The 19,344-nt window shown below is 51.1% G+C and carries 17 protein-coding genes and 1 pseudogene; 9 read left to right on the top strand and 9 right to left on the bottom strand.

Going from position 1 to position 19,344, the window contains the following annotated elements; all coding sequences use genetic code 11:
• Window positions 1-15: 15 nt before the first annotated feature.
• A complete protein-coding gene (locus tag ABRZ28_RS15440; RefSeq protein WP_330520804.1) occupies window positions 16-966 on the top strand; it encodes an isoaspartyl peptidase/L-asparaginase family protein in 951 nt (316 codons plus the stop codon).
• On the opposite strand, the gene ABRZ28_RS15435 is transcribed toward ABRZ28_RS15440, so the two are convergent.
• Genes ABRZ28_RS15435 through ABRZ28_RS15410 form a run of 6 tightly spaced genes read right to left on the bottom strand, consistent with a single transcriptional unit; the run spans window position 957 to window position 7,534 of the window.
• The gene (locus tag ABRZ28_RS15435) at window positions 957-2,465 is read right to left on the bottom strand and encodes a serine hydrolase domain-containing protein (RefSeq protein ID WP_330520871.1); all 1,509 of its coding nucleotides are present in this window, start codon (window positions 2,463-2,465) and stop codon (window positions 957-959) included. The two genes, ABRZ28_RS15440 and ABRZ28_RS15435, sit on opposite strands and share 10 nt — an antisense overlap.
• Window positions 2,456-3,202 carry an ABC transporter ATP-binding protein gene (locus tag ABRZ28_RS15430; RefSeq protein WP_319605443.1) on the bottom strand — a complete coding sequence of 249 codons (747 nt, stop codon included), beginning with the start codon at window positions 3,200-3,202 and terminating at the stop codon, window positions 2,456-2,458. Before ABRZ28_RS15430 ends, ABRZ28_RS15435 begins: the two co-directional genes overlap by 10 nt.
• Window positions 3,202-4,029, bottom strand: coding sequence for an ABC transporter ATP-binding protein (locus ABRZ28_RS15425; RefSeq protein WP_319605444.1), 828 nt, complete (start codon window positions 4,027-4,029; stop codon window positions 3,202-3,204). Before ABRZ28_RS15425 ends, ABRZ28_RS15430 begins: the two co-directional genes overlap by 1 nt.
• Window positions 4,030-4,932, bottom strand: a complete 903-nt coding sequence (locus ABRZ28_RS15420) for an ABC transporter permease (RefSeq protein ID WP_330520803.1) — start codon at window positions 4,930-4,932, stop codon at window positions 4,030-4,032.
• Window positions 4,929-5,939 (bottom strand): ABC transporter permease, encoded by a 1,011-nt coding sequence (locus ABRZ28_RS15415; protein WP_319605446.1) that lies wholly within the window; start codon window positions 5,937-5,939, stop codon window positions 4,929-4,931. The genes ABRZ28_RS15420 and ABRZ28_RS15415 overlap by 4 nt, the downstream gene beginning before the upstream one ends.
• Complete coding sequence (locus tag ABRZ28_RS15410) at window positions 5,939-7,534, bottom strand: ABC transporter substrate-binding protein (RefSeq protein ID WP_319605447.1); 1,596 nt, start codon at window positions 7,532-7,534, stop codon at window positions 5,939-5,941. Before ABRZ28_RS15410 ends, ABRZ28_RS15415 begins: the two co-directional genes overlap by 1 nt.
• A gap of 208 nt (window positions 7,535-7,742) precedes the next feature.
• Here ABRZ28_RS15410 and ABRZ28_RS15405 point away from each other — a divergent pair, with 208 nt between their 5' ends.
• The 5 genes and pseudogenes from ABRZ28_RS15405 to ABRZ28_RS15385 all read left to right on the top strand — a co-directional run bounded on the left by ABRZ28_RS15405 (window position 7,743) and on the right by ABRZ28_RS15385 (window position 11,614).
• The gene (locus ABRZ28_RS15405) at window positions 7,743-8,819 is read left to right on the top strand and encodes a dipeptidase (protein WP_330520801.1); all 1,077 of its coding nucleotides are present in this window, start codon (window positions 7,743-7,745) and stop codon (window positions 8,817-8,819) included.
• A 130-nt stretch (window positions 8,820-8,949) separates the two neighbouring features.
• Window positions 8,950-9,858, top strand: a complete 909-nt coding sequence (locus tag ABRZ28_RS15400) for a LysR family transcriptional regulator (RefSeq protein WP_319605449.1) — start codon at window positions 8,950-8,952, stop codon at window positions 9,856-9,858.
• Window positions 9,859-9,973: 115 nt separating this feature from the next.
• A complete protein-coding gene (locus ABRZ28_RS15395) occupies window positions 9,974-10,837 on the top strand; it encodes a YicC/YloC family endoribonuclease (protein WP_330520800.1) in 864 nt (287 codons plus the stop codon).
• A gap of 191 nt (window positions 10,838-11,028) precedes the next feature.
• Window positions 11,029-11,209, top strand: a pseudogene (locus ABRZ28_RS15390) (hypothetical protein); the annotation flags it as partial.
• Between the two features lie 87 nt (window positions 11,210-11,296).
• On the top strand, window positions 11,297-11,614 hold the full coding sequence (locus ABRZ28_RS15385; protein WP_330520798.1) for a helix-turn-helix domain-containing protein: 318 nt from the start codon (window positions 11,297-11,299) through the stop codon (window positions 11,612-11,614).
• Window positions 11,615-11,635: 21 nt separating this feature from the next.
• Here ABRZ28_RS15385 and ABRZ28_RS15380 read toward each other — a convergent pair whose 3' ends face one another.
• Window positions 11,636-11,896, bottom strand: a complete 261-nt coding sequence (locus tag ABRZ28_RS15380; RefSeq protein WP_121576508.1) for a helix-turn-helix domain-containing protein — start codon at window positions 11,894-11,896, stop codon at window positions 11,636-11,638.
• Window positions 11,897-11,994: 98 nt separating this feature from the next.
• Between ABRZ28_RS15380 and ABRZ28_RS15375 the strand changes: the two genes are divergently transcribed.
• Together ABRZ28_RS15375 and ABRZ28_RS15370 are read left to right on the top strand one after the other, a co-directional pair.
• On the top strand, window positions 11,995-12,318 hold the full coding sequence (locus ABRZ28_RS15375; RefSeq protein WP_330520797.1) for a helix-turn-helix domain-containing protein: 324 nt from the start codon (window positions 11,995-11,997) through the stop codon (window positions 12,316-12,318).
• A 1,422-nt stretch (window positions 12,319-13,740) separates the two neighbouring features.
• Complete coding sequence (locus tag ABRZ28_RS15370) at window positions 13,741-15,573, top strand: NACHT domain-containing protein (RefSeq protein ID WP_330520796.1); 1,833 nt, start codon at window positions 13,741-13,743, stop codon at window positions 15,571-15,573.
• Between the two features lie 269 nt (window positions 15,574-15,842).
• Here the strand turns inward: ABRZ28_RS15370 and ABRZ28_RS15365 are convergent, their stop codons facing one another.
• Window positions 15,843-16,961 (bottom strand): PIN domain-containing protein, encoded by a 1,119-nt coding sequence (locus tag ABRZ28_RS15365; protein ID WP_330520795.1) that lies wholly within the window; start codon window positions 16,959-16,961, stop codon window positions 15,843-15,845.
• An 822-nt stretch (window positions 16,962-17,783) separates the two neighbouring features.
• Between ABRZ28_RS15365 and ABRZ28_RS15360 the strand changes: the two genes are divergently transcribed.
• Complete coding sequence (locus tag ABRZ28_RS15360) at window positions 17,784-18,479, top strand: DJ-1/PfpI family protein (protein WP_330520794.1); 696 nt, start codon at window positions 17,784-17,786, stop codon at window positions 18,477-18,479.
• A gap of 77 nt (window positions 18,480-18,556) precedes the next feature.
• On the opposite strand, the gene ABRZ28_RS15355 is transcribed toward ABRZ28_RS15360, so the two are convergent.
• Entirely contained in the window at window positions 18,557-19,078 is a 522-nt protein-coding gene (locus ABRZ28_RS15355) for a hypothetical protein (protein ID WP_330520793.1), read from the bottom strand.
• Window positions 19,079-19,344 lie beyond the last annotated feature (266 nt).

The raw sequence follows: 19,344 nt of genomic DNA, 5'->3' as shown, positions 1-19,344 counted from the left end.
AAGAGAATCGGCAGTATGAAAAAACCAGTGATTGTGATCCACGGCGGCGCTGGCGCGCTGACCCGCGCCGCCATGAGCACGGAGAAAGAGCAACGCTATCTGAGCGCATTACAGGCGATTATCGCCGGCGGGCAGCAGATTCTGGCGCAGCGCGGCAGCGCGCTGGATGCGGTCACCGAGGCCGTCAGGCTGCTGGAAGAGTGTCCGCTGTTCAATGCCGGACACGGCGCGGTATTCACCCATAACGAAACCCACGAACTGGACGCCAGCATCATGGACGGCCGCACGCTGGATGCCGGCGCCGTCAGTTGCGTCAACCATATCCGCAACCCGGTGCTGGCGGCCAGAAGCGTATTGGAAAACAGCCAGCATGTGATGTTCACCGCCGCCGGCGCCGAGGATTTCGCCCGCGGGCAACGGCTGGAAATGGTGGCGCCGGACTTTTTCTCTACCGAAGAACGCCGACTCCAGTTGCATAACGCCCAATCAGGAACAGGGAAAGTGGTGCTGGATCACGACGGTCAGACACAGGATCCTATCGATCCCGACCGCAAGTTCGGCACCGTCGGCGCGGTGGCGCTGGACGGCTACGGCAATCTGGCCGCGGCCACCTCCACCGGTGGCATGACCAATAAGCAAGCCGGACGCGTAGGGGATAGCCCCATTATCGGCGCCGGATGTTATGCCAACAACCAGACCTGCGCCGTCTCCTGCACCGGCACGGGCGAAGTTTTCATGCGCGCCGTCGCCGCCTACGATGTCTCCGCGCTGATGGAATACGCCGGACTGACTCTGCAACAGGCCGCCGATCGCGTGGTGATGGAAAAACTGACGCGGCTGGCGGGCAGCGGCGGCCTGATCGCCGTCGACGGCGACGGCAACATTGCGTTGCCGTTCAACAGTGAAGGGATGTACCGCGGTTACGGTTATGTCGGGGAAGATCCGGTCGCCGATATTTATCGCTGATATTTCACCACCCGGCTGCGGTTCAGCAGTAACGTCATGCTGTTATCCTCAAGCTGGATAGCGAAGCGTTTTTCCCACGGGCCATCCTGCGCGGTGGCCAGCAGGCGGCGCTTTCCGAGCGATATCAACGATGCGGTGACGGCCGCCGGCCCAATGCCCATCACCAGCCTGTCGCCCGTAATCGTCAGTTCGCTGCGCCATTGCGGACAGAACCAGCGCCCTTGCGCCCGCTCGATGCCGTCGTCCGCCTGCACGGGCAGGAAGCGACGCGGCACATGACCAATCTCCCCTTCTATCGCCGCCCCGTTCTGCCGCAGCCGCATGGGCATATGGCTGGAAAGCGACGCCGCCTCCGCCGGATCCTCGCTAAGATACAGCGTATCGCTCGCGCCCAGCCAGCAGGCGGTATCGCCGCTAATCTCCAGCCAGTCGCCGCCGCCGTCGGACGCATATAGCCCGCGGGTCAACGCATGTCCCGGCTGCGGCAACGGCTGTTCCAGCAGCGCCGCCATAATGCGCAACGCGCCGTCATAGGTGGCGACATCTTCGCGGTTGGCGACCAGCACGACGCCCGCGCCCTGCTCAGGATCGAGCAGGAAGTAGGTTTTATAGCCGGCATGGGAGCCGCCGTGTCCGACCAGATGCGCCGCGCCAAGTTGCGTATGGGCGATCCCCAGCCCGTAGCCCGTCACCCGGCCGTCGGCCAGCCGACGCGGCGCGCAAAGTCGGGCCAGCACGCCGGCGCCGGGGCCGTCGCTGCTCAGCAACGCCTGTAGCCAGACGCTCAGGTCGCGCACGCTGCCGGTCACGCTGCCGGATGCGGATAAATGCAGGCCGGCGCTGGCCAGTTGCCAGCCGTTTTCCCCCTGCCAATAGCCGGGTACCAGTCCGGGTACAATATCAAACCAGGTTTCCGGCGCGTGCAGATGAATATTCAGCGGCGCGCAGACATGCCGTTGCAGCAAATCCTCGAACAGAATGCCCTTAGCCTTCAACGCTTCCTCCACCAGCCTATAACCGGTGTTGGAATAGGAAATTTCGCTGCCGGCCGGATAGTTGAGCGCGCCCATATCGGCTTCGAACTGCAACAAATCGGCGGCCTGCGTCGCGTTATAAACCGATAGCCCCAGCAGGGACAGCGTCTCGCGGATATCGTCCAGTCCCGACGTCATATCCAGCGCCTGGCCTACGGTGACCTGGCCGTTCGGGCCGGTCAGCTGCGGCAGATGCTGCGCCAGCGTATCCGTCAGCGCGATTTTGTCGGCCATCGGCCCGGTGACCAGCGCGGCAAACAGATGCTTGGTGACCGAGGCGAAACGCACCACGCTGCTGGTGCTGAACGGCGTCCCCTGAGCCAAATCCGCCAGCCCGCCGCAGCACGCGGCCTGGATCTGTTCGCGGTCAAACAGCACTATCGCCCCGCCGGGCTGATGGTCGTGATCCCAGCGCTCGGTTATTGATTGGGCGACTTCCGTCGCCCGTTTCCAGTTCAACATGATGCCGGCTCCTCTAACGCCATACTTAGCGCGTACAATTCCGTGGTGTGCGGGTGCTGCATACGACCCGCGCGTAAATCTTCGGCGCTCAATATTTCTACCATTTCCCCGTGCTGCATGACGCCGACCCGCTCGCAAAGATGGGTCACCACCGCCAGATTATGGCTCACCATCAGGTAGGTGAGTTTCCGCGCCTGCCGGATATCCATCAACAGATTAAGAATTTCCGCCTGCACCGACACATCCAGCGCCGACGTCGGCTCATCCAGCAGCAGCACTTCCGGTTCGGCAATCAGCGCCCGCGCGATGGCGACGCGCTGCCGCTGTCCGCCGGATAGTTGATGCGGAAAACGAAAACGTACCGTCGACGGCAATCCCACGTCATCAAGCGCCTGGGCGATGCGCTGTTCAGCGCGATCGATGTGATGTACCAACAGCGGCTCTTGCAGAATACGGTCAATGGTCTGACGCGGATGCAGGGAACCGTAAGGGTCTTGAAACACCATCTGCACCTGACGGAAGAAATCGCGCCCGCGATGCGCCGTCAGCGCCATGCCGCCGAACAGCATGCCGCCCTGCCAGTCATGGTTAAGCCCGGCCAGCGCGCGCAAAATGGTCGATTTACCCGAACCGCTCTCACCCACGATGCCGAAACTGGCGCCGCTGTCCACCTGAAAAGAGACCCCCTTCACCACCGCGGTCGATCCGAATGAAATACGTAAGTTATCCAGTCTAATCATCAGTTTTTCCAGGCCGCGTCACGTTTCATCACCGGCAGGCGATCCCGCGGATGTTTTAAAGAAGGAAGACAGGCCAGCAGGCCCTGGGTATAAGGATGCTGAGCACGATGCAAATCGCCGGCGGCCAGCATTTCCACAATGCGGCCGGCGTACATCACCGCCACCCGATCGCAAAAATGCGAGACCAGCGGCAGGTCGTGGCTGATTAAAATCAGGCCCATGCCCCGCTGCGAAACCAGATCGTCGATCAGTTTCAGAATATCCGCCTGTACGGTGGCATCCAGCGCGCTGGTCGGTTCATCGGCGATCAGCAACTCCGGGTCGGGCGCCAGCATCATGGCGATCATCGCCCGCTGCCCCATTCCGCCCGACACCTCATGCGGATAGCGCGCCGCCGCCTGCTGCGGATCGCGGATGCGCACCTGATCCAGCAATTCGATCGCCGCCGTCATCGCCGCGCGTTTGCCGCCGCCTTTATGTTCCCGCCAGGCTTCCGCCACCTGCTCGCCGATGGTCATCACCGGATTCAGCGAGTATTTCGGATCCTGTAAAATAAAGCCGACGCGCTTGCCGCGAATGCGACGCATGGTTTTTTCATTGGCGCCGCGCAGATCGATGCCGTCAAAGCTGAGTTTATCCGCCTGAATCTGCGCATTGCCCGGCAGCAACTGCATCAGACTGCGGGCGGTGAGCGATTTACCCGAACCGCTCTCCCCGACGATGGCGAACTTCTCTTTATCCATGCTCAGGGACACGCCCCGAACCGCCTCTGACCTTTCGCGCCCGTTGCTGAACGAGATGCGAAGATTTTCAATTTCCACCAGCATTTAACGCTCCTTTGGATCCAGCACGTCGCGCAAACCGTCACCTAAAAAGTTAAACGCCAGCGAAGTCAGGAAAATGGCAATGCAAGGCATCAACGGCACCCACCATTCGGTAAACAGGAAACGCCGCGCGGTGGCGATCATCGTTCCCCACTCCGGCGACGGCGGCTGCGCGCCCATGCCGAGAAAGCCAAGACTGGCCGCGGTGATAATGATCGAACTCATATCCAGCGTCACGCGCACGATCAGGCTCGGCACGCACAGCGGCATGATATGGCGCAGAATAATGCGCATCGGCGTCGCTCCGGTCAGGCGATTGGCGGCAATAAAGTCGCTGTGGCGAAACTGCATGGTTTCCGCCCGCGCCAGACGGGCATACGGCGGCCACGCGGTGAGCGCAATCGCCAGAATGGCGCTTTCCACGCCGGGCTTTAACGCGGCCACAAAAGCCAACGCCAGAATCAGACGCGGGAACGACAGAAAAATATCCGTCACGCGCATCAGCGTTTTATCCAACAGCCCGCCGGCGTATCCCGCGACGCAGCCCACCAGTAAACCAATCGGCGCGGTAAGCGCCACCACGGCAATCACCATACCCAGCGTGGTGCGGCCGCCGTACAGGATACGGGTATAGATATCGCGCCCCAGTTCGTCCGTCCCTAACCAGTGCGCGGCCGAAGGCGGCGCCAGCCGGTTGGACAAATCCTGAAAACCCGGATTGAAAGGCGTTAATAACGGGGCCGCCAGCGACAACAGCAGCACGGACAGAATAATGACCAGCCCGATCATCGCCATGGGATTGGCCCGTAACCCCAGCCACAGGCGGTAGCGCCGTCCCCATACCGCCTGACGGCGGGTGGCGGGCGTTTCGTCGAGCAACCAGGCTCGTGAGACAGAAAAAATCATTTTACGCGCGGATCCCAAAGTCGGTAGAGAATATCGGCACAGAGATTCAACAGAACATACAGCGTGCCGACCAACAGCGTGGCGCCAACCACCGGATTCATATCGGCGTTCATCAGCGAGGTGGTGAGGTATTGCCCCAGCCCCGGCCAGGAGAAGACGTTTTCCGTTACCACCGCGCCTTCCAGCAGACCGGCGTAGGTCAACGCCAACACGGTTACCAGTTGCACCGCCACCGTCGGAAAGGCGTGACGCCAGATCACCCGGCGCGACGACAACCCTTTCGCCCGTGCGGTAATCACGAACTCGCCGCTCAGCGCATTCAGCATGAAGGTTCGCGTCATGCGCGTGATATAGGCCATGCTGAAGTACGCCAGTATCAAGACCGGCTGCGCCATGTGGGCGACGGCGTCCTTAAAGGCGTCGTAATCGCCGGCCAGCAGCGAATCCACCGTCAGCAGCCCGGTCACCTGCGGCACCATGTCCTGAAAGATGATGTCCTGCCGGCCCGGCCCCGGCGCGATACCCAGCACCGCATAGAAAATCAGCAGGCTGAGCAGCGCCAGCACAAACACCGGCAGGGAATGTCCGGCCAGGCAGACCACCCGGATGATTTGATCGACCCAGGAGCCCTGACGCACCGCCGCCCACACGCCCAGCGGAATGCCGACCAGCGCGGCGATAATAATCGCCGCGGTCGCCAGTTCCAGCGTGGCGGGGAAAAAGCGCGCGATATCCGAAATAACCGGGTTAGAGGTGAGCGCCGAATTCCCCAGGTCGCCTTGCAGCAGTTGATGCAGATAACGGGCAAACTGCACCCACAACGGCTGGTCCAGCCCCATTTCCTGACGTACGCGCGCCACCACGGATTCCGGCGCGTTATCGCCGACCACCGCCAACACCGGATCGGTCGGCATTACCCGACCGATAAAAAATGTCAGCACCGACAGGCCGAACAACGTCAGTATCAGGCTACCCAGCGTACTGAGAACACGTTTGAATACCGACATTACGCTTTTTTCACCCGATCGTAAGCGCTATCGCGCAGCACCGTCATGTTGACGCCGCTGATATTCTTACGGCAGGCAATCGGCAGCGTATTCTGCATCAGCATGATAAACGGGCTGTGTTCCCGATGTTCGCGCTGGATGGTTTCATACAGCGCAATACGCTTATCCGCATCGCTTTCATGCAGCGCCTGCTCGGTCAGGGTATTGAATTTCTCGTCAGACCAGCCGCAGCGCCATGCCAGCGTGCGGCTGCGAGCGTTTTCGCTGTTATCGGTATTCACGCAAAACGCTTCGGTATTGGAGTTGGGATCGAAATAATCCGCGCCCCACGCGGTAACGGCCAGTTGATGCTGGCGGGCGCGCATTTTGGTCAATACCTGACGGTTTTCCGAGGAAATCAGTCTGACTTTAATGCCGATGGCGCCCAGTTGCGTCTGGAGCGCCTGGGCGATATCCGGATAAGGCTGAGCGGAGTAGTGATCGAGCGTGATCTCGAAACCGTTCGGATAACCCGCTTCGGCCAGCAGGGCTTTCGCCTTGGCGATATCCTGATGGAACGGGGTATCGTCCAGCGCGGCCGGGAAGCCGCCGGGCAGGAAGCTCTGATGCACGCGGTGCGTCAGTGGAATGATGTTTTTCTGGATGCCGTCATAATCCACCGCCCACTTCAGCGCCTGCCAGACCTGCGGTTTTTTCAGCGCTTCATGAGTGGTGTTGCAGGACATCAGCATAATGGCGGAAACATCCTTACGAATCACATGGTAATTCTCATCGTTCAGAATCGGGCGCAGTTGTTCGCTGGTCAGATTACGCGCGATATCCACATCCCCTTTCTGCAACATCAACAACTGCGCGGACGGATCGATAATATGCTTCATGATGATGCGCTGGATTTTACTGTCCGTCGGATAATGGGGGTTTTTCTCCAGAATCACGCTCTCGCTGGCTTTCCAACTACGCAGGGCGAACGGCCCCGAACCGGCGCTGTGCTGTTTCACCCAGGCGTTGCCCAGATCGTCGCCCTTCTGATTGGCCAACGCGGCCTTCTTCTGCACCACGCTGCTCACCGGGGCGGACAGGCAATAGAGCAGGAAACTTTCCGCCGCCGGCTGATCCAGATTAATCACCAGCGTACTCGCGTCCGAGGCGGTAACGTGCTGTTCGACGTTGTCTTTGGTAAAACCAAACTGGTTAATGATAAACGCCGGGCTTTTATCCAGCTTGACCGCACGCTGCAACGAAAACGCCGCATCCTCCGCCGTCACCGCGCTGCCGTCGGAAAATTTGGCGTTGGGATCGATATGGAACGTAAAGGTTTTTCCCCCGTTGCTCACTTCCCAATGGGTCGCCAGCTCCCCTTTGACTTCGCTCGGTTTATCCGGGTTTGGCATCACCAGACGCTGATAGAGGTTACCGGCGATTTCAGAGCCGTCGGCTTCAAAACTCTCATGCGGATCGAGACTGGTCATGTTGTCCAGTTGCATCGCCATCACCAGTATGGAAGGCGGGGTCGCGGCGAAGGCGGAGTGAAGATTCAGATAGGAAAGGAACGGCACGGCGCCGCACCCGGCAAGAAAACGTCTCCTGGTAACCATAAACACCTCAACATGTTGATATTAAAATAGTTTTTTGATTTTTTTATTTCAGGTATTGTCTTGACATCGACAAACAAGGCTGGCTTAAAATGGATGAACTAAGGCATTATTTTCCCTTAGCGGCGGTTTGTTCACTTTTGGTGCAGAGCACTGAAATGAAGCAAGCTTACGCACCACTCCATCGCATCCAGAGCCGGTACTTGTGACTATGTCAGACAATCAGTTTCCCTTCAGTGAACAAATCCCTGTTTTCGACGGACATAACGACGTACTCCTGCGTCTTTGGTCTTCTCATCGGGATAACCCGGTAGAAGCCTTCCTAAACGGACCGGCCGCGGGCCAGATCGATCTGCCGCGCATCCGGCAAGGCCGCTTTGCCGGCGGTTTGTTTGCCGTTTATGTTCCCTCACCCAAAGCACCAGCAAAAACCGTACCAGAAAACGGGGGACTATTTGTGCCTCACGCCACGCCGACGATGGAAAACGCAAGGGAGATCACGTTTTCATTCATTTCCACTCTGCTGCGCATTGAGGCGGCGTCCGCCGGGCAGGCCAAAATCTGCCGCAGCGCGGCGGATATCCGCCAGTGTATGGCGGAAGGCGTGCTGGCGATGGTGATGCATATTGAAGGCGCCGAAGCGCTCGATCCCGACCTGACGCTGCTGGATATCCTGCACGCGGCCGGATTACGCACGCTGGGGCCGCTATGGAGCCGCCCGAATATTTTTGGTCAGGGCGTGCCGTTCCGCTTCCCTTCCTCGCCGGATACCGGGGATGGATTAACGGAAGCCGGTAAACGTCTGGTGCGGGCCTGTAACGCCAAACGCATTATGGTGGACGTCTCGCATATGGATGAAAAAGGCTTCTGGCAAACCGCCGCCATCAGCGACGCGCCGCTGGTCGCCAGCCATTCCAACGCTCACGCGCTCTGCGCCCAGTCACGCAACCTGACCGACAAACAGCTGGCCGCGATCCGCGAAAGCCGCGGTTTCGTCGGCGTGAACTTCGGCACCATGTTCCTGCGCGAGGACGGTAAAAAAGATCCTAACGCGACGGTAGGCGAAATCGTCCGCCATGTTGATTATCTGCTGACAAAACTGGGTGAAGACGGCGTCGGCCTGGGCTCGGACTTCGACGGCACCACCGTGCCGCCGGATCTGGCCGATGTCGCCGGTCTGCCGCTATTGGTCGATGCGCTGGCTAAACAGGGTTACGATCGCCCGCTGCTGGAAAAGATTTGCTACGGCAACTGGCTGCGCGTATTGGAAACGACCTGGGGCGGGTGAGGTAAACCAGCGGAAACGGAAAAGGAGCGCTAACCTCTGCCGTATGGCGTGGATATTGCATAGTGAATATTGCAGACAGCGTTGTGCCTGACGGTACAACCACCACCACAGATACACGGGGCGTGCTCCCATGCGTTTACGACATATCGAAATTTTTCAGGCTATCGTACAGGCCGGCACCATCAGCGGCGCCGCCCGTTTGCTCAACGTTTCTCAGCCCAATGTCAGCCGGGTGCTTAACCATGCTGAACAACAGCTGGGCTTCGCCCTGTTTGAACGACATACGCAAGGCATGATCGCCACGGAAGAAGGACGCAGCCTGATCCCCAAAGTGCAGGAGTTGTATAAACAGCTGCAAAACATCAGTAGGTTGACCGAGCAGATTAAAATCGGCAAACAGCAGTCCGTTCGCCTAGGCGCCGCGCACGCGTTTGGACAAATGATTGTCGCCCCGGCATTGGTCGAGTTTCATAAACAGGAAACGCGCGTCAACGTGGAACTGGTAACGGAGCATTTCAGCACCCTGTGCCTGAACATCCTGCAAGACCAGCTCGATTTCGCCCTGGTGTTCGGGCAGCAGGTCGACACGGCATTGCTGGCGGAACCGCTGTTTCAGTCCTCCATGGTGGCGCTGCTGCCGAAAACCAGTCCGGTGAACGGCCCGGTGTCGCTCGAATGGTTATGTGCAAACAATCTGTTGATGATGCAGCGCCAGGATCCGCTCGGACAGGTATTGCACCGCGCGCTGCGCGATCGGAATCTGCAACCGCCGGCCTCGTTGTACATCAAAACCTACTCGGTCATTGCGGATATGGTGCTGGCCGGCGGCGGCGTCGGCGTGGTCGACCTCTTTACCGCCTGTCGCTATGCCGATCTGCTTAAAATCGTGCCGATCGATCAACCCTTGCCGTTTGAAGTCACGCTGATCAGCCGACGAGATAACCCGCAGTCGCGGGCGACATTGCAGCTAAAGCAGATGATGAAAAACAAATGCCGGGAGATCGCCAGACAAAATGAAGCGCTGCTGCACGCCGTATAGCCGCAACCCTGCCCCCAAACGGGCAGCCTGACTGCCGGTTCAAGGATTTTGTCCTACCCTGCCCGCAGACACGACGCTATAATCCCTGCATCATTTGCTTTACAGGTATGCACCGATGATTCGCAGTATGACCGCTTACGCCCGGCAGGAAGTCAAGGGCGACTGGGGCAGCGCAGCCTGGGAACTGCGTTCCGTTAACCAGCGCTATCTGGAAACCTACATCCGTTTACCGGAACAGTTCCGCAGTCTGGAGCCTGTTATTCGCGATCGCATCCGCTCCCGTCTGACCCGCGGTAAAATTGAATGCAACCTGCGTTTTGATCTCGACCCGCGCGCGCAAAGCTCGCTGATTCTGAATGAAAATCTGGCTAAACAGCTGGTCAGCGCCGCCAACTGGGTAAAAATGCAGAGCGACGAAGGGGAAATCAATCCGGTCGATATCCTGCGCTGGCCCGGCGTCATGGCGGCGGAAGAACAGGATCTGGACGCCATCAGCGCCGAGCTGTTGCAGGCATTGGATCGCACGCTGGATGACTTCATCAGCGCGCGGGAAAGCGAAGGCCATGCATTAAAAACGCTGATTGAACAGCGTCTGGCCGGCGTCAGCGCCGAAGTCGCCAAAGTGCGCACGCAGATGCCGAATATTCTGCAATGGCAGCGCGAACGGCTGCTCAGCAAGCTGGAAGACGCGCAGGTACAGCTGGAAAATAACCGGCTGGAACAGGAACTGGTCATCATGGCCCAGCGCATCGACGTCGCGGAAGAGCTCGACCGCCTGGAAGCGCACGTGGCGGAAACCTATAAAATTCTGAAGAAAGAGGAAGCCGTCGGCCGTCGTCTGGACTTTATGATGCAGGAGTTCAACCGTGAATCCAACACGCTGGCCTCCAAATCCATCAACGCCGACGTCACCGCCTCCGCCATCGAACTCAAGGTGCTGATTGAGCAGATGCGCGAGCAGATCCAGAATATCGAATAATTTCCACCCTGCTCCACCGACTGCCACAACGCCCTGTTTTCAGGGCGTTTTTGTTGCTATCGCCGAACGTAAACGCAATCGCCCCGCCAGAATCCATAACGTCAACGATCTGTTTAACGACTGGAAACAGGATTTGGTGCGACGCCTTAAACACCCGCCTATCCCACAGCGGATCTTCGCCAGAGAGATCGCGCCACACCTGCCGCAGCCTGCTGGCTGCGTTAGGCGTTCTGCTATGTCGCCGAACGGTGCCTTAATCATAAGCTGAAAGGCGTTGAAGGCATTTATGATCGGTATGATTACTTTGAGGAACAGCGGGAAGCGCATTGTAAACTGGCAGACCTCGGTAAGCCGATTATTGCGAACTATTAATTTTCTCTACTTCCGGTTGTACCAGCGACATATAAGCTACGACATTCGTAGTATGCAGGCGGATTTATACCTACGAATATCGTAGTCATGAATACTCGCCGACAGCATCGTGATATTTTCAGTCAACGTCTTAAGGATGCCCGCTTACTTCGGGGCTTGTCCCAGAAAGGGCTGGGTATTGCTGCCGGGATTGATGAGTTTGTTGCCAGTGCGCGTATTAACCGTTATGAGAAAGGCGTGCATGAAGCCAACATCGTAACGGCAAACCGATTAGCGGAAGCATTAAACGTCCCGCTGGCGTATTTCTATGCGGATGATGACAATCTGGCGGAAATAATCCTGCTTTTCTCCGATCTGCCCGCCGCACAACAAAGCGCACTGCTTGCATCGTTAGAAAACAAATAAACAAAGTAACGCAATCATGTTTTACTCAGACTGCCGCCCTCTAATTCTTATCTTGCGATCGATTAATTTCCCTGTCTCATCATAATAGCGACTCGGCCAGATCTCGGCAGGATGAATGCCCAATTCCTCAGCAATCATCCATTCACCTTTCGGCCAGGGACGAGCAATTACGTTTGCCAGCGTCGATGAACTCAGCCCTGCCGCACGGGAAAGCGCAGCCATTGTGGTGCCTTGTTTGTGCAAGGCCGCAACGATATCCGCCTTATGCCAGTCGTTTTTCATGTAACCCCCTAACCCTTCGTCGTAAAAGGATCATGCACAACCCAATACTACGTTATTCGTAGTATCCGACTCAAGCAAAAACTACGATTCTCGTAGCCATGAAAACAAGACCTAATTATCACGACATTTTCTGTCAACGGCTTAAGCAGGCGCGTCATGCCAAAGGACTCTCGCAAAAACAGCTTGGTATTGACGCCGGGATAGATGAGTTTGTCGCCAGTACGCGCATCAATCGCTATGAAAGAGGCATACATCAGGCCAATATCGAGACGATTCAACTGCTGGCGGAGGTGCTGGAATTACCTGTAGCTTATTTTTATACCGCCGATGACGAACTGGCCGAACTAATACTGGCATTTCAGGCGCTGCCGCCTGAGGAAAAACCGGAAATTCTGGCGCTGGTAAAAAGCCGGGCTGAATAGCGTCGCTAAAGGCTGCTTCCTACATATTTCTTTTATCTTCAAGCATTACCCTCTCTTCCATCCTCAATAACCTCTGTTCTCCGGCGCACGGCGATTTACGACACGGATTTACCGTGCCGCGCTGAACAATACCTGCGCGCCGGAGCGGCAGCGGTTGAGGTATGACGGAGATATCGGTTATGCACTCGGTGCAGCCGCCTGCATCAGCAGGGTAATCCCCTCAGGCTGAAAGCCTGCCTCAGATATCGGTTCAGTCCTCCTCTGATAAGTGGGTTGATAAGAATTGACGCAGAAAATGTGCGTCAGATGACAGGTCGCGCCGGAAAGCGCTGTGGCGTAAGGGCTGGCGCAGAGATCGTTCGCGGCATCACTTGCAACGGCTTTGCGCCGTATGAAGTGACGCCGCTGCCTCATGGATGCATTCGCTGAGGAAGCAAAAGGCCGCAGACGGTTGCGCCAGCTATAAAGGGTGTTGTACGCATCAGTGCATATGCGAAAGGCGGAACAAACAGGATGCAACCCTAAGGCGTTGGGATAAGTTAACTACCATCGCCGCAGCGATCACCCGCAAAGTGATAGCGAGGCGGGTTGGGAGTCGACCACACAGGTTGGGCCTGCGCGTTGCCCTAAAGGTCGTGGCAACGTGGGATGCTGCTTGCAGCAGCGATGTGACAACGATAATTTACTGCGCTAAGATCTGTGCATCAAGCGGCTAACTCGCTGCGCTTGTTGGCTCCTTACTGAATTTCTATTCCATAGAAATTCAGTAAGGAGCGTGGGAGTCCACACTCGGCAAGATAAAAAATTTGTAAATTACCGAATAATCATCCAGTTAAAAACCATCTTATCAATATGACCTGCCCTCCAATGTTTAACACACCGTAGTGTGAGTAATGCCCGCTTCTGGCAGTGACCACTGCCGACTATGAGAGAAGCGGACGTTATTGGCATGGCAAATAGGAGCTGGCAGCAACGGTTGATTATACTATTCAGCCACCAATGCGGTGCTATATTCCCGTGTTGTGGTTTTAAGATCAGATGGATATCTGAAATCTTACCCAAAGGTGGTCTTAGCAGATAAACGATATTTGAGCCGATATCTTCGTTATCATCTAAAATAAAAGGGATAAAAGCTGTAATCCATTCCAAACCGAATGAAAAAGACAGGTACGATGGATATTCGAAGCTGAATGTACAGATTCTACAAAATGCGCAGTGTAGTTGAATGTTGCTTTCCGCTATTAAAAAAACCTGACGGATCGCCTAAAAGTTCAGAAAAAAAGGCCAGAAACTATCACCGCGTGGTCTAACTGAGCTCCATCCGGTTGGTTTGGACGCAATCTCTCAAGAAGAGGAGCACAGCGTAATCTTTATTGATACAATAGATCTTGCAAGTTACTAACATGAGGTCTGAGTGTATCTATGGGAGCAGTTACTGGAGCAGTGTTAACCTCAGCAGCGAATGATATCGCAAAAAGAACAATAGCATCCGCTTTTGATTTCTTAGTCAAAAAATATGAATTAATAGACATACTGAGATTTAAGGATAACTATCTAGAATATTGTGAAAAAAATTTAGAAATAAAAACATTAGTTTCTCAAGATAAGTCTTTTCACGTTGATGATATTTATATTCCTATCCATATAATTCAGTCAGGCACTCAGAGTAGACAAGAAATAAATGACATTACTGCTTTAGATAATGACAGAGCCATATTAATAAAAGGGTTGGCGGGGCAAGGAAAATCTACCTTATTGCGAAAGTTATTATCTAACAATGCAAAAAGATATAGCCGACTTCCAGTTTTTTATGAACTTAAAAACTATAATGGTGGTACTTTAGAACTGTCAATATCGAAATCATTAAGTAATTTTGGCGTTAAGATATCAGAATACGCGCTAAAAAAATTACTTTCAGACAGTAATGTTAAAATATATCTTGATGCTTTTGATGAGGTCAAGCCTGAGTTTAGACTTGAACTAATCGATGAAATAAAACGCTTTATTAACTCGTTTAAATGTCATGTAATCTGTACAAGCAGGCCCGACACTGAAATAGATGTTTTATCAGAATTCATAACATTTTCAGTATGCGAATTAACTGAAGGTCAAATATTTGGGATTATTAAAAAAACAGCTTCCGATCAAGAAAAATGCAATGAGCTATGTGATGCTCTTAAACGAAGCCCTTTACATACAAATAAAGATTCAATCCTCAAGTCACCTATTTTAGTTGTTTTATTCTGCATCAGTTACAATTTAGGAGAAGATATACCAAATACTCTTTCTCAATTTTATTCCAACATTTTTGATACTGTTTTTCACCGACACGACAATATAAAAGGGAAAGTATACAGAGAACGCCATTGGAATGATAATAGACGGATTTATAGAGAACTGTTCGATTGCTTATGTTTTATCTCTTTGAGAGATGGTCTAAATGGATTCAGTTATGAGAAACTTGTAAACTTTGTAGCAATTTCACTCAAGCATATAAACGAAGAGCACTCCATAGCTGAAAAGGCCGTAAAAGAGTTATCTTCAATCACAAACTTGATTATCGAAGATGGTTTTAATGAATATCGCTTTGTCCATAAGTCAATTCAAGAATTCTTTGCCGCATCATTTATTACTTCATTGCAACACGATAAAAAAATATCATTTTACAAAAAATGTTTTAACGATTACTCTTTTTACACTACATTTCATAATACATTATTCTTCCTGGAAGAATTAGACTATTATAACTACCATGAATATGGGTTTATTCCTGCAATAACCGATTTCCTCTCTTTATCGTCTCAAGATATAAAAATTGATAATTACACAATTCCTACCTCTGTTAAAGATGCTTTCTTGGATGATATCCACATTCGCACCAAATTCACTATTTTTAAAGCTGGCACTAAAGAAAGCTATGAAATAGAAAAAACAAATTTTATCTTTGATACGTCAGAATCCTATCCAAGTATATTCTCAAGCGTATTCATATTCTCTCTTGACTTTATAAAAATGGAATTAACTGATAAAGAATTAATGAATCTTATTAAAAAAAATCATAATATGTCAGAGAATGGTTGGTGCAAATTAAGCATTCGAACAATTCTTGAATTTAAAAGTTTGCCAGAAATGGTTGCTTTAGATGCATTAAAACTAGGCGTTGACGTGCTTATCAGAAAGAGATTCAATAAAGCAGTTGATAAATTAAATAACAGAAGAGATTCATTAAACTCTACTGATTACTTCAATTTCTGATGGAGAGTATAATTCATGTTATATTTTAAAACACGTAAATCTGTTTGAGTGATTTTATCTGAAAAACAAATATTATAGTCAGAAAAAATCATCACTAAATAATTAAAGACGTCCGCTTCTGGCACTTACCTGTCGACAGGTTGACCTCTGTCGGCTTAGAGCGAATAGCGGATATTTACCTCTAAGTGGAAGCAGGAAGCTTTCTAAAATTGATTGGCCCAGTAAAGTTAGAAGCTTACTGCAGTACTGTTATAAAACAAATTTTCGAATTAGAATTTTATTCTCACACCCAAGTTATCAATATTTATTTTTTCAATATTATTGCTAGCCAAATCAATAATTCCACTACCATAAAAATAGATTCTGGGGTAAGAGTAAAACCTTGTGATTGTTTGACCGATTTCAATATTCATAAATTCATTGGTTATGATTTCTTTATTTTTATGATAAATCCCTGTGTCAATGTAGAATTCAAAGCTACATATTCTGAAGTTATAAGAGTACTCGAATGCATATTTATTATCAGGTAGTTTATATCCAGAATACATTGAAGGATCTTCTGTTCCCTCTATGACATCAAAGTCAAAGTCTTTACACATCCTAATTATTGCCACATTAAAACCAGATGACTCATATAGAGATGCGCACTCATCTAAACTTAAATTACTCATATAAATAGGAGTGAAATCCTCAAATTCATCTTCAATAGCTTTGATGTATCTCTCTTCTATTTCCTCTATATTTCCATGTGAAAAACTATGTAGTTTTTGATCTACATGCTCAGTTATAAATTCATTTAATGAGTTGTAGAGTAAAAAATCATTATGTAAACCAAGATTAGCTATATCTTCTTTTAAATCAGAATGGAACTCTTTTGTTTTTTTGTCTGGAGACATAAAGTCATGTGAGTTATTTGTAATGAAAACAATCTTATCTTCCATTTTACTCTTATGTAAATATTGTGTCAGACTATTCCAGATTAACGCATCTCGATAGCCTTTTTCATTGTCTCTAAATGGCCTCTTGGAAAAAATTGCTTTATTTAATAATAGGTCATTATCAATGTATGATGATGGTATAATATGTGTATGGGGGAAAGTTTTTAACAATTCATTCTGAAAGCTAAATTTTTTTATCTCATCGTTCAAATCATCGATGAAAAACTCATTCTCTGAGAGTTTCTTTATTCTCCCTTTTAGTTGGGATATTTCTTTTTGTAACTTTTCAAGTTCCTCATTGTATTTTTTTTGAGTTTCTTTAAATACTACGAAAGGTATAACAAGTTGATTTCCTGTTGTGTTTTTAATAAAATTAGATAAAACTTGAAACATAGCGCTAGACATCTTCCAATTATTATAGAATATGTTCGTATCTATTAATATTAACATTTCATCCCTTCCATTAACTTTTGTTAAACCACTTGACTTAAAATAACCTCACTGTACTGCTTTTCAAGTTTATAAATATAAACAGAGATTTTTATTTTGCTTCATTTATTAAATAAAACAAATAGCTAGTGGATTATTTTGTCAAATACTAATCATAAAAACAACATAATAAAATCCGCATGGCTAACCTACGCCCAGTTGTTTGGCATGCAATAGATTTAGAAAGGTCTACTTTTGGCACTGAGCCGACTATCAGAGCGAATTGAAGCCAAACAGCCAGTTACATTCCTCAACCTCTGACTCTGACTCTGACTCTGACTCTGACTCTGACTCTGAAGCCAGATTACGACTCTGCAGGTCTATAAATCTCCAACCCAAAACGGGTAGTACATCGGGTAGTAAACCACCATAACCACAGACAAAATCCCACTAACAAGCTAATTTCTAATACCTTTTATTCATATTCAATAAACAGATCCAATCGAATAACTTCCCCCCTGTTCCACCAACTTCCACAACGCCCTGTTTTCAGGGTGTTTCCTCTTACTATGCCAAGCGGGTAGTGCAACTGCTTTCAGACCCTCTGGCGCCTGTCCCATCTAAAGCTTGAAGAGATCCCGGCTACTGGCTATCGTGGAAATCACGATATGCGGCTAAAACCTGTTAGCGGCATACCAAACAACTTTCCGTGCCGGCTTTCACTGGATTTTTCGGGGCTTTTGATATGGGTGGCAGAAGATTAATGCTTCCTTTGCCCTGCGGGGAGATCCCCTCAAGACTCCGTGCAATCAGCATGAGGAATCACCTACAAGGAATGCCGCTATGTCACTTCCCGTCCCACTCACTATCGGGTTGCTGCTGTTTCCTGAACTGACACAGCTCGATCTTACCGGCCCTTTTGAGGTCTTTGCCCGCACGCCTGGCGTGCAAACTCACCTTATCTGGAAAAACCGTGAACCGGTGTATTCCGATCGCGGTTTAGCGATGCTGCCCACCACCACCTTTGCCGACTGTCCGCTGCTGGATGTGGTTTGCGTCCCTGGGGGGCCGGGTCAGATTGCGCTGATGTCGGATGAAGAAACACTGTGCTTTTTACGCCGTCAGGCACAACAGGCGAGGTTGATTACCTCGGTATGCACCGGATCGCTGGTGCTGGGCGCGGCGGGATTGTTGCAAGGCTATCGGGCCACTTCTCACTGGACTTCCGTCGATCAACTGGCCTTGCTGGGGGCGATACCCGTACATGAACGCGTGGTGCGCGATGGTAATCGCATAACCGGCGCAGGGGTGACCTCCGGTATTGATTTTGCTCTGACGCTGGTGGCTGAACTGTATGGCGCGGAAACGGCGCAGGCGATTCAATTGCAGATGGAGTATGACCCAGCCCCGCCCTTTCGCAGCGGTTCGCCTCGTTCAGCCACGCCGGAGCAGGTTGCCGCCGCGCGAGAAAAAATCGCTGATTTCATCGCAACACGCCGCGAGGCGACGCTACTGGCGGCCAAAAAACTGACGTCGTAATACAGAAGATGATGTTAGATCCCCTTAATATCTGTACCGCCATCATCTTTCAGCTACCTATCACCGTAATTGGCATTTTACCAATTCCGTTTATTTACTAATCTAGCGCTGAAATAATAGAAAACAATCGTTATCAAAAGATTAAAACCCACTACTGTCGCCATAGTGGCAAAAGAAATCCTTTGATTATCAGAGATAAAAATTTCATAGGGAAATATTCTAAATACCCCCAAAAACAGAAAAGTAAAAGTAAATATTTTTACAAACCGTCTCACAATAGACAAAGCACATTCACTCAGGTGTTCAGTGAATTTCACTCGGTTAGTTATAACATTAAAAACAGTTATCATCGCACTGAGTAATGGCACACTGATGAGAAGATTAATAAGAATGTTGATGTAATAGCTGACTGATTCGTAAGGTTCTGGATCGGCCTCTCCGAAGAGCAATTTACCTAATTTATCGGCGGTATCGAAGCTGACGTACTTGTTCATGATGTTGTTGACCAAATCATCATAATGCCCAAATTTAGCAACCATCATCATTACCGCAAAAAACAGGACAAGTTTTATTATCAAATCAATAACACGTTTCGCCACTAGAGAACACCTCGATTGTGCCGTTTGCTTTTAATTTACTCATGCTGGGAGCGCCTATTCTTTGAATTCTTAAATAGCGCATTCGAGTTGCAGGAAGGCGGCAACTGAAGCGGCCAAGTAACAACGCCAACACACAGGCAACTGGAAGTGTGAAGATTATAAACCACTTATCGCGTATGCCAACAGGATAATTTCAGCTTAAAACCGCAATGATAAATGATTTTATATGCAGAGGATGGCAACTTACCGCAAAAAAAGGCCCTATC

Origin of the sequence: Brenneria sp. g21c3 (assembly GCF_040240345.1) — a bacterium.
Taxonomy (GTDB): Bacteria; Pseudomonadota; Gammaproteobacteria; order Enterobacterales; family Enterobacteriaceae; genus Brenneria.
This window is presented reverse-complemented; position numbering and strand designations above follow the sequence as displayed.

What these genes read in the sequence shown, in the direction of transcription:
- ABRZ28_RS15440 (WP_330520804.1), top strand. Translation starts at nt 16, where the DNA reads ATGAAAAAACCAGTGATTGTGATCCACGGCGGCGCTGGCGCGCTGACC.
- ABRZ28_RS15430 (WP_319605443.1), bottom strand. Translation starts at nt 3,202, where the DNA reads ATGATTAGACTGGATAACTTACGTATTTCATTCGGATCGACCGCGGTG.
- ABRZ28_RS15425 (WP_319605444.1), bottom strand. Translation starts at nt 4,029, where the DNA reads ATGCTGGTGGAAATTGAAAATCTTCGCATCTCGTTCAGCAACGGGCGC.
- ABRZ28_RS15420 (WP_330520803.1), bottom strand. Translation starts at nt 4,932, where the DNA reads ATGATTTTTTCTGTCTCACGAGCCTGGTTGCTCGACGAAACGCCCGCC.
- ABRZ28_RS15415 (WP_319605446.1), bottom strand. Translation starts at nt 5,939, where the DNA reads ATGTCGGTATTCAAACGTGTTCTCAGTACGCTGGGTAGCCTGATACTG.
- ABRZ28_RS15410 (WP_319605447.1), bottom strand. Translation starts at nt 7,534, where the DNA reads ATGGTTACCAGGAGACGTTTTCTTGCCGGGTGCGGCGCCGTGCCGTTC.
- ABRZ28_RS15405 (WP_330520801.1), top strand. Translation starts at nt 7,743, where the DNA reads ATGTCAGACAATCAGTTTCCCTTCAGTGAACAAATCCCTGTTTTCGAC.
- ABRZ28_RS15400 (WP_319605449.1), top strand. Translation starts at nt 8,950, where the DNA reads ATGCGTTTACGACATATCGAAATTTTTCAGGCTATCGTACAGGCCGGC.
- ABRZ28_RS15395 (WP_330520800.1), top strand. Translation starts at nt 9,974, where the DNA reads ATGATTCGCAGTATGACCGCTTACGCCCGGCAGGAAGTCAAGGGCGAC.
- ABRZ28_RS15385 (WP_330520798.1), top strand. Translation starts at nt 11,297, where the DNA reads ATGAATACTCGCCGACAGCATCGTGATATTTTCAGTCAACGTCTTAAG.
- ABRZ28_RS15380 (WP_121576508.1), bottom strand. Translation starts at nt 11,896, where the DNA reads ATGAAAAACGACTGGCATAAGGCGGATATCGTTGCGGCCTTGCACAAA.
- ABRZ28_RS15375 (WP_330520797.1), top strand. Translation starts at nt 11,995, where the DNA reads ATGAAAACAAGACCTAATTATCACGACATTTTCTGTCAACGGCTTAAG.
- ABRZ28_RS15370 (WP_330520796.1), top strand. Translation starts at nt 13,741, where the DNA reads ATGGGAGCAGTTACTGGAGCAGTGTTAACCTCAGCAGCGAATGATATC.
- ABRZ28_RS15365 (WP_330520795.1), bottom strand. Translation starts at nt 16,961, where the DNA reads ATGTTAATATTAATAGATACGAACATATTCTATAATAATTGGAAGATG.
- ABRZ28_RS15360 (WP_330520794.1), top strand. Translation starts at nt 17,784, where the DNA reads ATGTCACTTCCCGTCCCACTCACTATCGGGTTGCTGCTGTTTCCTGAA.